Genomic DNA, 13174 nt, shown 5'->3' with positions numbered 1-13174 from the left:
GGATTCGATTCAGGAGACGCATGTCCGGGCATTCCAAGTGGGCGACGACCAAGCACAAGAAGGCGATCATCGACTCGCGCCGTGCGAAGTCGTTCGCGAAGCTCATCAAGAACATCGAGGTCGCCGCGAAGATGGGCGGCGCCGATCTCTCCGGCAACCCGACCCTCGTCGACGCCGTGCAGAAGGCGAAGAAGACCTCCGTCCCGAACGACAACATCGATCGCGCGATCAAGCGCGGTGCCGGTCTGACCGGTGAGTCGATCGACTACACGACGATCATGTACGAGGGCTACGGCCCCAACGGCGTGGCCCTCCTCATCGAGTGCCTCACCGACAACAAGAACCGCGCCGCCGCCGAGGTGCGCACGCTCATGACGAGGAACGGCGGCACGATGGCCGACCCGGGCTCGGTCGCGTACAACTTCGCACGCAAGGGCGTCATCGTCGTTCCCAAGTCCGATGGCCTCACCGAAGACGACGTGCTCGGCGCGGTGCTCGACGTCGGCGCCGAAGAGGTCACCGACGAGGGCGAGACCTTCGAGGTCATCACCGAGGCATCCGACATGGTCGCGACGCGCACGGCGCTGCAGGAGGCGGGCATCGACTACGACTCGGCGGATGCCGCGTTCGTGCCCTCGCTCAAGGTCGAGATCGATGCCGACACCGCGCGCAAGGTGTTCCGCCTCATCGACGCCCTCGAAGATAGCGACGACGTGCAGAACATCTACAGCAACTTCGACCTGAGCCCCGAGGTGCAGGCCGAACTCGAGGCGGAGTAGCCGATCGCCGTGCGCGTGCTCGGCATCGACCCCGGCCTCACGCGATGCGGCGTGGGAGTGGTCGATGTCGAAGCGAACCGCACGGCGCGGCTCGTCGACGTGGTGGTGCTGCGATCGCCGGCCGATCTCGACACCCCGCGCCGGCTCGCCCGCATCGCCGAGGGGCTCGAGGCGATCATCGAGGAGCATCGACCGCAGGCCGTCGCCCTCGAGCGCGTGTTCGCCCGCAGCGACGTCTCGACGATCATGGGCACGGCGCAGATCTCGGGCGTGGCCATGCTGATCGCGGCGCGCCGGGAGCTGCCGGTCGCACTGCACACGCCGAGCGAGGTCAAGGCCGCGATCACCGGGTACGGGCGGGCGGACAAGAAGCAGGTCGGTGCGATGGTGGCGCGCATCCTCGGGCTCGACGACGTGCCGAAACCGGCGGATGCCGCGGATGCCCTCGCCCTCGCCATCTGCCATGCCTGGCGCACCGGGGGAGTCGCCGGGGCCGCCGTTCGGGAGAGTGCCGATGCCGGCTCCACCGCCGACTCGATGCTCACCCCGGCGCAGCGGGCGTGGATCGCCGCCGAGCGCTCCGCCGTCGTGTCGGGGGCGGCCCGTAGGCTGAAGCGGTGATCTCCTCTCTTCGTGGCCGCGTGCTCGCTGCAGCCGGTGGTTCGGTCGTGATCGAGGTCGGCGGGGTGGGCTTCCACGTCAACACGACCCCGGCATTCGCCCTCTCGACTCGCGAGGGGCACGAGGCATCCGTGCACACGACGCTCGTCGTGCGCGAAGACTCGCTGACCCTCTTCGGCTTCGCCACGCACGACGAGCTCGACGTGTTCAACCTGTTGATCGGCGTCACCGGGGTCGGCCCCAAGTCGGCGCTCGGCGTGCTGTCGTCGCTCTCACCCGGGCAGATCGCCGAGGCCGTGCAGCGCGACGACGACGCCGTCTTCCGCAAGGTGAGCGGCATCGGGCCGAAGACCGCGAAACTCATCACCGTCTCGCTCGCGGGCAAGCTCGTCGCCCCGGCCGCCGCGACGCCGCAGACACCGGTCGTCGCGGGCGGTGCCGCCGACAGCGTGCTTGCGGCGCTCACCGGTCTCGGCTGGTCCGAGCGGGTCGCGGCAGAGGCCGTCGACGAGACGATCGCCGCGGCATCCGACATCGAGGCCGCATCGGTGCCGACGCTGTTGCGGCTCACGCTCGCTCGGCTCGGCCCGGCCCAGCAGGCGGGTCGGGCACGATGAGCGACGACCTCGACCTCACCGATCCGGTGCTCGCGTCAGAGGCCGAACTCGCGTTCGAAGGGGCGCTGCGTCCGAAGAGCCTCGGTGAATTCGTCGGCCAGACCCGCGTGCGCGGGCAGTTGCAGCTCCTGCTCACGGCCGCGACGCTGCAGCAGCGCACTCCCGACCACATCCTTCTCGCGGGCCCGCCCGGCCTCGGCAAGACGACCCTCGCGATGATCGTCGCGCACGAAGGCGGCCGGCCGCTCCGCATGTCGAGCGGCCCGGCGATCCAGCACGCGGGCGACCTCGCGGCCATTCTGAGTTCGCTCGTGCCCGGCGAAGTGCTCTTCATCGACGAGATCCACCGCATGGCTCGCTCGGCCGAAGAGATGCTCTATCTCGCGATGGAGGACTTCCGCATCGACATCATGGTCGGCAAGGGGGCCGGTGCGACCTCGGTGCCGCTCGACCTGTCGCCGTTCACGCTCGTGGGCGCCACCACGCGGGCCGGGCTCCTGCCGAACCCGCTCCGCGACCGATTCGGTTTCACCGCGCACCTCGAGTTCTACGACGAGGCCGAACTCGAGCAGGTGCTCGGTCGCGCCGGTGCGATGCTCGGCCTCGACGCCGACCGAGAGGCCCTTGCCGAGATCGCGGGGCGCTGCCGTGGCACCCCGCGCATCGCCAACCGCCTGCTCAGGCGGGTGCGCGACTATGCGCTCGTGCACGGCGAACGTGTCGACATCGCCTCCGTTCGCGCCGCGCTCGAGCTCTACGACGTCGACCCGCTCGGGCTCGATCGGCTCGACCGCGCGGTGATGCAGATGATCCTCACCCGGTTCGGCGGCGGCCCCGTCGGGTTGAACACCCTGGCCGTTTCCGTCGGCGAAGAGGCCGAGACGATCGAAGCCGTCGTCGAGCCCTTCCTCGTACGAATCGGGCTCATCACCCGAACGCCTCGGGGGCGAGTCGCAACCCCGGCGGCGTGGAGCCATTTCGGCCTCGCAACGAACGCTCCCGACTCGGCCACGGCACTTCCGCTCGATGACCTATAATCCTTTGAGGCTGATTCTTCAGCACCGATGACTTCGTGCGCGTGCCGCACTCGGAAGGTACCTCCCCCTCATGACGTTCGATCCGTTCACCATCATCATGCTCGCCGTCCTGGCGGTGCTCATCTTCTTCATGTTCCGCAACTCCCGCAAGCGTCAGGCCGACGCCCGTGAACTGCAGTCGAAGGTGCAGCCGGGTGCGAAGGTGATGACCAACTTCGGCGTCTTCGGCACCATCCTCTCGATCGATGAAGACGAGAACCAGGTGCAGCTCGAGACCTCGCCCGGCACCGTGCTCACCGTGCACCGTCAGACGGTCGCCCGCGTGGTCGAGCCGAAGGCCGATGTCGTCGAAGAGACCGCAGCCGTCGAGGGCGCGCCCGAGTTCGGCGAGCGTGTCGCCGACTCCGGCACCGACGCCACGACCGGCGACGCGAGCGATGAGACGCCCGACACCAAGAAGTCGGACGACTAGGACTCACCCCGAGGCTCGGCCCGCGCGCTGTCGCGCGGGCTCCTGCAGAGAAAGCGGAACACGTGGCTGCACCATCCAAGCGGTCATCTCGGCCGACCCCCGTGCGCAAGGCATGGCGATCCCTCACCTGGCTGGGTGTCATCATCGCGGTGCTGTTCGGCATCAACGCCGCCGGGGTCATCTGGGGCGGCGGTTCGTGGACCCCGAAGCTCGCGCTCGACCTCGAGGGCGGCACGCAGATCATCCTGGCGCCGAAGGTCGAGACCGGAGCCGACGTCTCGCAGGAGCAGCTGGATCAGGCGGTCTCGATCATCCGCCAGCGCGTCGACGCCTCGGGCGTGGCCGAAGCCGAGATCAACACCGAGGGCGACAACGTCGTCGTCCGCATTCCCGGTGAGCTCGACGACCAGACTCGCGCTCGCATCGAGTCCTCGGCCAAGCTCGAGCTCCGAGCAGTGCTGCTCGCCGACGCGGCGACCAACACCTCGGCCGATCCCAGCGCGAGCGCGGCGCCGAGCGAAGAACCGGCCGAAGAGCTCGAGTCGACCCCGACCGCGGTGCCCACCGACGGCAGCGACCCCTCGTGGATCACGCCGGCGCTGCAGCAGCAGTTCGACGGCTTCGACTGCTCGCAGGTGGATGAGGCCTCGACAAACGTCGCGCCGGCCGACGAGCCGCTCGTCACGTGCGACATGGATCGCACCGTGAAGTACCTGCTCGGGCCGGTGGAGGCGAGCGGCGAGAACATCGTCGACGCCACGAACGGCATGGTGCAGACCTCGACGGGTGCGACGACCGGCCAGTGGGCCGTGAACATCGTCTTCGACGAAGAGGGCACCGAGGACTTCGCCGCCGTGAGCACCCGCCTCTACGGGCTGCAGGGCCAGACGCCGCGCGACCAGTTCGCGTTCGTGCTCGACGGTGCGGTACTCACCGCCCCGTCGATGAACGGAGCGATCACCGACGGCAAGCCGCAGATCACCGGCAGTTTCGACCAGGAGTCGTCGAAGTCGCTCGCCGACCAGCTGAAGTTCGGTGCGTTGCCGATCAGCTTCACGGTGCAGTCCTCCGACACCATCTCTCCGACCCTCGGCACGTCGCAGCTGCAGTCCGGTCTCATCGCCGGTCTCATCGGCCTGATCCTCGTGGTCATCTACACGCTGTTCCAGTACCGAGCACTCGGGTCGGTGACCATCGCCTCACTCGTGATCGCGGCGATCATCACCTATCTCGTGATCACGATCCTCTCGTGGCGCGAGGGGTACCGACTGTCGCTCGCCGGCATCGCCGGTCTGATCGTCGCGATCGGCTTCACCGCCGACTCGTTCATCGTGTACTTCGAGCGCGTGCGAGATGAGCTCCGCGACGGCCGACCGCTCGTCGGCGCCGTGGAGGCGGGCTGGAAGCGTGCGTTCCGCACCGTGCTGGCGTCGAAGGGCGTGAACCTGCTCGCGGCGATCGTGCTGTTCATCCTCGCGGTCGGCAGCGTGAAGGGCTTCGCCTACACACTCGGCATCACGACCGTCATCGACGTCATCGTCGTGATCCTCTTCACCCACCCGATGCTGCAGCTGCTCGCGCAGACGAGGTTCTTCTCGAGCGGAAACCCGTGGTCGGGACTCGACCCGAACGCGCTCGGCGCTGTCTACCGCGGTCGCGCCGAGTTCCGCAAGCCGGCAGGGCTGCCCCCGAAGAAGGCCGCAGCCAGCGCCAAAGAGGCCCAGCGCCGCCAGACGATCGCCGAGCGGAAGGCCGCGGCCGCGGTCGGCGCCTCCGATACGTCCAACGACGGGAAGGAGTCCTGATGGCCAACCGTCTCACGACCTTCGGAAACGACCTCTACACCGGTAAGCGCTCGTTCAACTTCGTCAGCGGACGCAAGAAGTGGTACACGATCGCCGGGGTGCTGGTGCTGCTCTCCGTCATCGTGCCCCTGTTCACCGGGGTCAACTTCAGCATCGAGTTCCGCGGCGGCTCCCAGTTCCAGATCAGCGAGGTCGAGAACGCCGAAGCCGAGCCCGCGATCGGGGCCGTGCACTCGGTCGTGCCCGAGGCCGAGGTGCGGGTGGCGATCGTCGGCGGCACCGGCGTGCGCGTGCAGACCGACCAGCTCACGCAAGACGACTCGCAAGAGGTCAGCGACGCTCTCGCCGCAGCCTACGACGTGCCAGAATCCGAGGTCACCTCCTCGTTCATCGGCCCCAGCTGGGGTGCGGATGTCACGAGGCAGGCCCTCGTCGGCCTCGTCGCGTTCCTGCTGCTGGCCGGCATCATCATGGCGCTCTACTTCCGCACCTGGAAGATGTCGGCCGCCGCGATCCTCGCGCTGCTCGGCGACCTCGTCGCCACTACGGGCATCTACGCCGCGGTCGGCTTCGAGATCAGCCCTGCGGCGACCATCGGCATCCTCACGATCCTCAGTTACTCCCTGTACGACACCGTCGTGGTGTTCGACAAGATCCGCGAGAACACGGCCGAGGACGGCGAGGAGTCGCGACGGACCTTCGCGGAGTCGGTGAACCTCGCGGTGAACCAGACCCTCGTGCGCTCGATCAACACGAGCGTCGTGGCAGCGCTCCCGGTGGCCGCGATCCTCTTCATCGGTGCCGGAGTGCTCGGGGCCGACACCCTGCGCGACATCTCCCTCGCCCTGTTGATCGGTATCCTCGTCGGCACCTGGTCGACCGTCTTCGTCGCTGCTCCGCTGTACTCCCAGCTGCGCGAGGGGGAGCCGGCGATCCGCCGTCACGATCAGAAGGTGCTGAAGGAGCGAGAGCGCGCGGTATCCGCTGCGACCAGTGCCGAGGCGCTTCCCACCGCATGATGTTCGCGGTGGGCGTGCGCCAGGTGGCACGTCGAGGCCTTCGGAACGGCGATAATTGAGTTCCGGAGGTGAGCGATGACGGAAACGGGTGTCAACTCGACGGCATCGCTGCGCCGTCTGGTGCCCCGCATCTTCTCGAAGGCGCAGCCCTCGGGTGCCGTCGACACGCTCATGCGCACCGTGCGCATGCACCATCCGAAGGCCGATCTCTCGCTCGTCGAGCGCGCCTACACCGTGGCCGAACGGGCCCACGAAGGGCAGAAGCGCAAGAGCGGTGAGCCCTACATCACCCACCCGATCGCGGTTGCCCAGATCCTCGCAGACCTCGGCATCGGTGCGAAGACCGTCGCAGCGGCCTTGCTTCACGACACTGTCGAAGACACCGCCTACACGCTCGATCAGGTGCGCGCGGACTTCGGCGACGAGATCGCGATGCTCGTCGACGGCGTCACCAAGCTCGACAAGGTCAAGTACGGCGACTCGACACAGGCCGAGACCGTTCGAAAGATGATCGTCGCGATGTCGAAAGACATCCGGGTGCTCATCATCAAGCTCGCCGACCGCCTGCACAACGCGCGAACGTGGGGCTTCGTGCCGGCGGCTTCGGCCGCGCGCAAGGCGACCGAGACGCTCGAGATCTACGCGCCGCTCGCGCATCGCCTCGGTATCCAGGCGATCAAGTGGGAGCTCGAAGACCTTTCCTTCGCCGTGTTGTACCCGAAGCTCTACGCCGAGATCGAGAGTCTCGTCAAGCAGCGCACGCCGCAGCGTGAAGAGTTCGTGCAGAACGTGATCGATCTCATCTCCGATGACCTGAAGGCCGCGAAGATCCGCGGCAAGGTCGTGGGCCGCCCCAAGCAGTACTACTCGATCTACCAGAAGATGATCGTGCGCGGCCGCGACTTCGACGAGATCTACGACCTCGTCGGCATCCGCGTGCTCGTGAACTCCGTGCGCGACTGCTACGCCGTGCTGGGTGCGATCCACGCGCGGTGGACGCCGCTGCCCGGCCGGTTCAAGGACTACATCGCCACGCCGAAGTTCAACCTCTACCAGTCGCTGCACACGACGGTCATCGGGCCGAAGGGTCGAGCGGTCGAGATCCAGATCCGCACGCACGACATGCACCAGCGGGCCGAGTTCGGTGTCGCGGCGCACTGGAAGTACAAAGAGCGCATGGCCGGCAGCCGAGCCGGAGAGAAGCCCGGTCAGAACGAGACCGACATGGCCTGGCTCGCCCACATCTCCGACTGGCAGGCCGAGACCGCCGATCCCGGCGAGTTCCTCGATTCGCTGCGGTTCGAGATCGGCGCCAAGGAGGTCTACGTCTTCACGCCGAAGGGCCGTGTGATCGGCCTGCCCGCCGGCGCGACCCCTGTCGATTTCGCCTATGCGGTGCACACCGAGGTCGGCCACCGCACGATGGGCGCGAAGGTCAACGGGCGCCTCGTGCCGCTCGAGAGCGAATTGTCGAGCGGCGATGTCGTCGAAGTGTTCACGTCGAAGAACCCCGACTCCGGCCCGAGCAAGGACTGGCTCGGATTCGTCAAGAGCCCCCGGGCGCGGAACAAGATCCGTCAGTGGTTCACCAAGGAGCGCCGCGACGAGGCGATCGAGCAGGGCCGGGATGCGATCGCCCGGGCGATGCGCAAGCAGAACCTGCCGCTGCAGAAGCTCATGAACCAGGAGTCCTTCGCCGAGGTCGCCGCGCAGCTGCGATACGACGATGTGTCTTCGCTCTACGCCGCCGTCGGCGAGGGGCATGTGTCGACCCAGTCGGTGCTCGAGAAGGTGGTCGCGCTCGTGCGCGACGTCGACGAGGGCGACGAACCCGAGCTGCCGATCCCGGTGCGTTCGCGCCCCCTGCCGCGCAACTCCGATTCGGGAGTGCTGGTGCGCGGCGCGCCCGACATCCTCGTCAAGCTCGCGCGGTGCTGCACACCGGTGCCCGGCGATGAGATCGTCGGCTTCGTCACGCGTGGCGCAGGGGTCTCGGTGCACCAGGCGAGCTGCCACAACGTGCAGTCGCTCATGCAGGAGCCCGAGCGCATGATCGAGGTCGAGTGGGCGCCGAGCTCGAAGAGCGTCTTCCTCGTGCAGATCCAGATCGAGGCGCTCGACCGGGCCGGGCTCCTCTCCGACGTCACCCGGGTGCTCTCCGAGCACCACGTCAACATCCTCTCGGCCAACGTGTCGACGTCGACCGATCGGCTGGCGCTCAGCCGGTTCGTCTTCGAGATGGGCGACACCACGCATCTCGATCGCGTGCTGAACGCGGTGCGCCGCATCGACGCGGTCTACGACGTCTACCGCGTCAGCGACGGCTGAGCCGCGATCGTCTCGCGCCGCTCGCGCAGGCTCGTCTCGACACGGCCGAGGCGTTCGAGTGCGATCGCGCGGTGCGGCATGCGGGCGGCGAGCGCGAGCCGCGCTCTGAGTTCGTCGAAGAGCCCGGCCCGCTCTGCACAGAGCTCGGTGACGACTCGCTCGGGTCTGGCGTCTGCATGGCCGGGTTCCCTGAGCAGGTCGAATCCCGTGCGAACGAGCGAGGTGCAGCGCGCGTGCGCGAAGTCGACGATGTCGATCTCGGCGAGTGCCACCTCGCGAACGACGACCCGCGGTGCCGTGATCACCGCGACCCGAGAGCTTCTCGGCACGCAGAACTGCGCGATCGGCGGGGGAGCGGGCAGCGCCCCGTGCACCCACGCAGCGGAGTAGCGCTCGATGACGAGTGCGCGCGTTGCGCGCAGTGCGATCGCCGCGGCCCGGAGTGCCGGCAGGTCGGGTTCATCGACTGGTGCCCATGCCTCGTCGAGGGCGATGAGTTCACCGTCGATGCGAGCGGCGCAGAGTTCTGCGAGCGGAAGGTCGTCGATGCTGAGCACGCTCGGGAGCTTGGCCATGAGCTCATGCTGCAGCATCCACACCGCTGACGGATCGTTCGAACGCGAACTGTGGAGAACGGCCGCGGCGCCGAGGTGGTCGCGGGGGAGTCCGCGACCACCGGACGAGGATCAGCCGCCGACGGCCTTCAGCCATGCGCGGCGTGCCTCGAGCGCTTCACGAGCGGATGCCGCGGCCTGCTCGTCGCCCGCGGCCTCGGCAGCGGCGAGCTCGGCTTCGAGCTTCTCGATGGCGTCGTGCAACTGCCCGAGCATGCCCTCGGAGCGCGCCTTCTTCTCGGGGTCTTCGCGCTGCCAGCGCTCCTCCTCGAGCGACTTCACGTGGTTCTCGACCTTGCGCAGGCGGTCTTCGACGACCCGCACCTGGTCGCGGGGAACCTTGCCGATCTCGTCCCACTTGCGCTGGATCTTGTTGAGGCCGGCGCGCGCCTGCTTCGGGTCCTTCTCGGAGAGCAGCGTCTCGGCCTCGGTGAGGAGCTCGAGCTTCTCGTCGAGGTTCGCGCGGTAGCTCTCGTCTTCGATGGCGTCGACCTCGGCCTTGGCATTGAACAGCACGTCGCCGGCGGCCTTGAACTTGGCCCAGAGGGCGTCGTCGAGCTTCTTGCCGGCACGTCCGGCCAGCTTCCACTCGTCGAGCAGGTTGCGGTAGTCGCCGACGGCGTCGGCCCCACGGGGGGCGAGCGCCTCGGCCCGTTCGATGAGCGCCTGCTTGCGGGCTCGCACGTCGCGGTGCGCCGCGTCGAGTTCGGCGAAGAACGCCTTGCGGTGCGTCTCGATGGTCGAGCGGGCAGCGCGGAAGCGCTTCCAGAGTTCGTTGGCCTCGTTCTTCGGCAGACGCGGGCCGTCTTGCTGGTGCCGTTGCCAGCGCGCGAACAGTTCGTCGAGTTCGGCCGTCGCCTGCTTCCACTGCGTCTTGGCAGGGTCGCCCGCAGCGAGGGCCTCTGCGGCCTCGACGATCGCGGTGCGCTCGGCGATCGCCTCGGCGACCGCGGCCTTGCTCTCGGCCTGCTGCTGCTCGGTCAGCTCTTTCGTGGTGCCCGAGAGCGCCTCGAGGCGGCGTGCCAGCGAGTCGAGGTCACCGACGGCGTTGGCGCTGGAGACCGACGATCGAAGGGTGGCGACGGCCTTCGCGACATCCGCTGCGGGTGCGCCGCGGCGGACACGCTGCTCGAGCAGGCCGACCTGGCCCGCGAGATCGGTGTACTTGCGCTCGAAGTAGGCCAGGGCCTCTTCAGCCGAGCCGTCGGGATATTGCCCGACCGCCCGCTCGCCGTCGCTCGTGCGCACGAAGACGGTGCCCGTCTCGTCGACGCGGCCCCACGGTTGCTGCTCTGAATCGGTCACGGCCTCACCCTGTCGTATGTCGGATGCCGCCCGCAGGCGACGATGACGGCATCAAGCCTATTGCACCGCAGAGTGGCGCGACGGGCCCTCAGGCGCGACGGGCCCTCACTGGACGGTGAACGAGGTGATCGTGGTCGGCACCGCGGGGGCGCCATCCGCGCCGCCGTCGGCGGTGCCCGCATCGATGATGCTCGCCCGGAGTTCGTCGAGCCCGCTCGTGACGCGGCCGATGACCGAGTATCCGCCGGTATCGCCGGGGAGGGTCGTGTCTTCGTAGACGATGAAGAACTGGCTGCCATGGCTGTACGGGTCGGCGGTGCGCGCCATCGCGATGGTGCCCGCCGGGTAGAGGCCCTCGGCCGGTGCGTTCTCGACCGGCCCGTAGCTGTAGCCCGGGCCGCCCGAACCGTCGCCGGCGGGGTCGCCGCACTGCAGCACCCAGATGGAGTCCTTCGTGAGCCGGTGGCAGCTCGTGCCGGTGTAGAAGCCCGACTGGATGAGGCTGATCTCGCTCGAGACGGCCTGCGGGGCGGCCGCGCCGTCGAGCTCGACGCCGAGGGGGACCTCGTTGAGGGTCAGCGTGCCGCTCCACGTGCGGTCTTCGGCGAGATCGGCCGACGGTACGTCGCCCTGGTTCTCGCCCGCGGGGGGCGTGGCGCTCGGCGTCGGGGTCTCGGACGCGACGGGCTCCGGCGTGCCGGGTCCGCCGCCGAAGTAGAGGACCTGCGCGCCGGTCGCGAGGGCCAGCACGATGACGAGTGCGAGCACGGCGATGCCGTTGTCTCTGGTGCGCCGGCGCTGCTTTCGCGTGTGGACTTCCTGGCGTGCCTGGTAGGTGCGCAGGCGCGCTCGTTCCTCGCGCGACTGTCGGTCGTTCGATACCACACGTGCTCCTTCTCGGGACTCCTGCGAGCCGACTCTACGCAAGGCCGGGTGCCCAGACCAATCGCCGCACCGGTCGGGGTCGCGATCCCGGTGTCGGATGCCGCGACTACGCTGGATCCCATGGTGGATTCCGGCCCGGGGCTGCGTTCCGGCGCGACCCCGCTCGCGGTGCGCATGCGGCCGACGAGTCTCGACGAGGTCGCAGGTCAACGGCACCTGTTGACACCGGGTTCCCCGCTCGTGGCGCTCGCGGGCGATCGTTCGGGTGAGTCGGGCTCGGTCTCGGTCATCCTCTGGGGGCCGCCCGGCACCGGCAAGACGACACTCGCCCAAGCGATCGCACGGTCCTCCGGGCGCAAGTTCGTCGAGCTGTCGGCGGTGACCGCCGGGGTGCGCGACGTGCGCCAGGTCATGGAAGAGGCGCGGGCAAGCCGAGATCTCTACGGACTCTCGACGGTGCTGTTCCTCGACGAGATCCACCGTTTCACGAAGGCGCAGCAAGACGCGCTTCTGCCGGGCGTCGAGAACGGCTGGGTCATCCTCGTCGCCGCGACGACCGAGAACCCCTCGTTCTCGGTGATCTCGCCGTTGCTGTCGCGCTCGCTCCTGCTCACCCTCGAACTCCTCACCGACGACGACCTCGGCGTGCTCGTCGACCGCGCAGTGGCAGACCCGCGCGGTCTCGCAGGCAAGGTGACGCTCGACCCCGAGGCGCGGGCGGTCATCATCCGGCTCGCCTCCGGAGACGCGCGTCGCGCCCTCACCGCGCTCGAGGCGGCGGCGGTGGCCGCGAGCCAGTCGGCCGAGGCCGCCGAGACGGTCGTGACTGACGCGGCAGTGACCGACACCGAAGACGGAGCCGAGCCGAGCAGCGACGAGGGCGAGGCAAGCGGCGACGAAGGGGATGCCGCGGCATCCGCTGCTCCCGTGATCACCACCGACATCGTGGCCCGCGCGGTCGACCGGGCGCTGCTGCGCTACGACCGCAACGGCGACGAGCACTACGACGTCATCAGCGCGTTCATCAAATCGGTGCGCGGCAGCGACGTCGATGCGTCGCTGCACTACCTCGCTCGCATGATCGAGGCGGGCGAAGACCCCAGGTTCATCGCCCGGCGCATCATCGTGCTCGCCTCCGAAGACATCGGTCTCGCCGACCCGAGCGCGCTCGGGGTCGCCGTGGCAGCCGCCGAGGCGGTGCAACTCATCGGCATGCCCGAGGGTCGCATCCCACTCGCGCAAGCGGTCGTGCACCTCGCCACCGCGCCCAAGTCGAACGCGGCCTACCTCGGCATCGACCGGGCGATCGCCGACGTGCGAGAGGGCAAGGCCGGGCGCGTGCCGAAGCACCTGCGCGACGCCCACTACCCGGGCGCCAAGCGGCTCGGCCATGGCAAGGGCTACAAGTATCCCCACGACGATGAGATCGGGGTGGTGCAGCAGGAGTACCTGCCCGATTCACTCCGCGGCGCCGTCTACTACCAGCCGACCGAGCACGGCAACGAGCGCGAGGTGTCGGCGCGGCTCGCGAAGCTGCGGCGCATCGTGCGGGGCGGGCGCTGAGCGGGCGGTGCCGGAGCGTTCGGTCCGGTGGGCGAGGGCGCGGCCCCGTGATATCATTTCCGTTGGCCTGAAGCCTGATCCTCGAGCGCGGCTGCGAGAGGGTCACCGGCGAACGGGTGCGATCTGTAG

The 13174-nt window shown here is 68.7% G+C and carries 12 protein-coding genes; 9 read left to right on the top strand and 3 right to left on the bottom strand.

What is annotated here, in order from left to right; translation table 11 throughout:
- The first annotated feature begins 20 nt into the window (after positions 1 to 20).
- The 8 genes from DCE93_RS08270 to DCE93_RS08235 all read left to right on the top strand — a co-directional run bounded on the left by DCE93_RS08270 (position 21) and on the right by DCE93_RS08235 (position 8678).
- Complete coding sequence (locus tag DCE93_RS08270) at positions 21 to 779, top strand: YebC/PmpR family DNA-binding transcriptional regulator (RefSeq protein WP_108595470.1); 759 nt, start codon at positions 21 to 23, stop codon at positions 777 to 779.
- A gap of 9 nt (positions 780 to 788) precedes the next feature.
- Entirely contained in the window at positions 789 to 1400 is a 612-nt protein-coding gene (gene ruvC / locus DCE93_RS08265; RefSeq protein ID WP_205647411.1) for a crossover junction endodeoxyribonuclease RuvC, read from the top strand.
- Positions 1397 to 2017: a Holliday junction branch migration protein RuvA gene (ruvA, locus tag DCE93_RS08260; RefSeq protein WP_108595468.1), complete on the top strand. Its 621-nt coding sequence runs from the start codon at positions 1397 to 1399 to the stop codon at positions 2015 to 2017. Before ruvC ends, ruvA begins: the two co-directional genes overlap by 4 nt.
- Positions 2014 to 3054: a Holliday junction branch migration DNA helicase RuvB gene (gene ruvB, locus DCE93_RS08255; RefSeq protein ID WP_108595467.1), complete on the top strand. Its 1041-nt coding sequence runs from the start codon at positions 2014 to 2016 to the stop codon at positions 3052 to 3054. Before ruvA ends, ruvB begins: the two co-directional genes overlap by 4 nt.
- A 70-nt stretch (positions 3055 to 3124) precedes the next feature.
- Positions 3125 to 3526, top strand: a complete 402-nt coding sequence (yajC, locus tag DCE93_RS08250; RefSeq protein ID WP_108595466.1) for a preprotein translocase subunit YajC — start codon at positions 3125 to 3127, stop codon at positions 3524 to 3526.
- A gap of 101 nt (positions 3527 to 3627) precedes the next feature.
- On the top strand, positions 3628 to 5331 hold the full coding sequence (gene secD / locus DCE93_RS08245) for a protein translocase subunit SecD (protein ID WP_108595465.1): 1704 nt from the start codon (positions 3628 to 3630) through the stop codon (positions 5329 to 5331).
- Positions 5331 to 6350, top strand: a complete 1020-nt coding sequence (gene secF, locus DCE93_RS08240) for a protein translocase subunit SecF (protein ID WP_108595464.1) — start codon at positions 5331 to 5333, stop codon at positions 6348 to 6350. Before secD ends, secF begins: the two co-directional genes overlap by 1 nt.
- A 75-nt stretch (positions 6351 to 6425) precedes the next feature.
- Positions 6426 to 8678, top strand: a complete 2253-nt coding sequence (locus tag DCE93_RS08235; protein ID WP_108595463.1) for a RelA/SpoT family protein — start codon at positions 6426 to 6428, stop codon at positions 8676 to 8678.
- On the opposite strand, the gene DCE93_RS08230 is transcribed toward DCE93_RS08235, so the two are convergent.
- The 3 genes from DCE93_RS08230 to DCE93_RS08220 form a co-directional block, all read right to left on the bottom strand.
- On the bottom strand, positions 8657 to 9253 hold the full coding sequence (locus tag DCE93_RS08230; RefSeq protein WP_146184962.1) for a hypothetical protein: 597 nt from the start codon (positions 9251 to 9253) through the stop codon (positions 8657 to 8659). The genes DCE93_RS08235 and DCE93_RS08230 overlap by 22 nt on opposite strands.
- Before the next feature lie 111 nt (positions 9254 to 9364).
- Positions 9365 to 10597, bottom strand: coding sequence for a DUF349 domain-containing protein (locus tag DCE93_RS08225; protein WP_108595461.1), 1233 nt, complete (start codon positions 10595 to 10597; stop codon positions 9365 to 9367).
- Positions 10598 to 10702: 105 nt separating this feature from the next.
- Positions 10703 to 11482 carry a peptidylprolyl isomerase gene (locus DCE93_RS08220; RefSeq protein WP_108595460.1) on the bottom strand — a complete coding sequence of 260 codons (780 nt, stop codon included), beginning with the start codon at positions 11480 to 11482 and terminating at the stop codon, positions 10703 to 10705.
- A gap of 120 nt (positions 11483 to 11602) precedes the next feature.
- Here DCE93_RS08220 and DCE93_RS08215 point away from each other — a divergent pair, with 120 nt between their 5' ends.
- The gene (locus DCE93_RS08215) at positions 11603 to 13045 is read left to right on the top strand and encodes a replication-associated recombination protein A (RefSeq protein ID WP_108595459.1); all 1443 of its coding nucleotides are present in this window, start codon (positions 11603 to 11605) and stop codon (positions 13043 to 13045) included.
- The last annotated feature ends 129 nt before the right edge of the window (positions 13046 to 13174 follow it).

This window comes from Agromyces badenianii (assembly GCF_003070885.1).
GTDB classification, from domain to species: Bacteria; Actinomycetota; Actinomycetes; order Actinomycetales; family Microbacteriaceae; genus Agromyces; species Agromyces badenianii.
Note: the sequence above shows the minus strand (reverse complement) of the source record. Positions and strands in the feature narration are given on the sequence as shown.

Excerpts from the sequence above, each read along its gene's own strand:
- DCE93_RS08270 (WP_108595470.1), top strand. The coding sequence starts at position 21 with ATGTCCGGGCATTCCAAGTGGGCGACGACCAAGCACAAGAAGGCGATC.
- ruvB (WP_108595467.1), top strand. The coding sequence starts at position 2,014 with ATGAGCGACGACCTCGACCTCACCGATCCGGTGCTCGCGTCAGAGGCC.
- yajC (WP_108595466.1), top strand. The coding sequence starts at position 3,125 with ATGACGTTCGATCCGTTCACCATCATCATGCTCGCCGTCCTGGCGGTG.
- secF (WP_108595464.1), top strand. The coding sequence starts at position 5,331 with ATGGCCAACCGTCTCACGACCTTCGGAAACGACCTCTACACCGGTAAG.
- DCE93_RS08235 (WP_108595463.1), top strand. The coding sequence starts at position 6,426 with ATGACGGAAACGGGTGTCAACTCGACGGCATCGCTGCGCCGTCTGGTG.
- DCE93_RS08230 (WP_146184962.1), bottom strand. The coding sequence starts at position 9,253 with ATGGCCAAGCTCCCGAGCGTGCTCAGCATCGACGACCTTCCGCTCGCA.
- DCE93_RS08215 (WP_108595459.1), top strand. The coding sequence starts at position 11,603 with ATGGTGGATTCCGGCCCGGGGCTGCGTTCCGGCGCGACCCCGCTCGCG.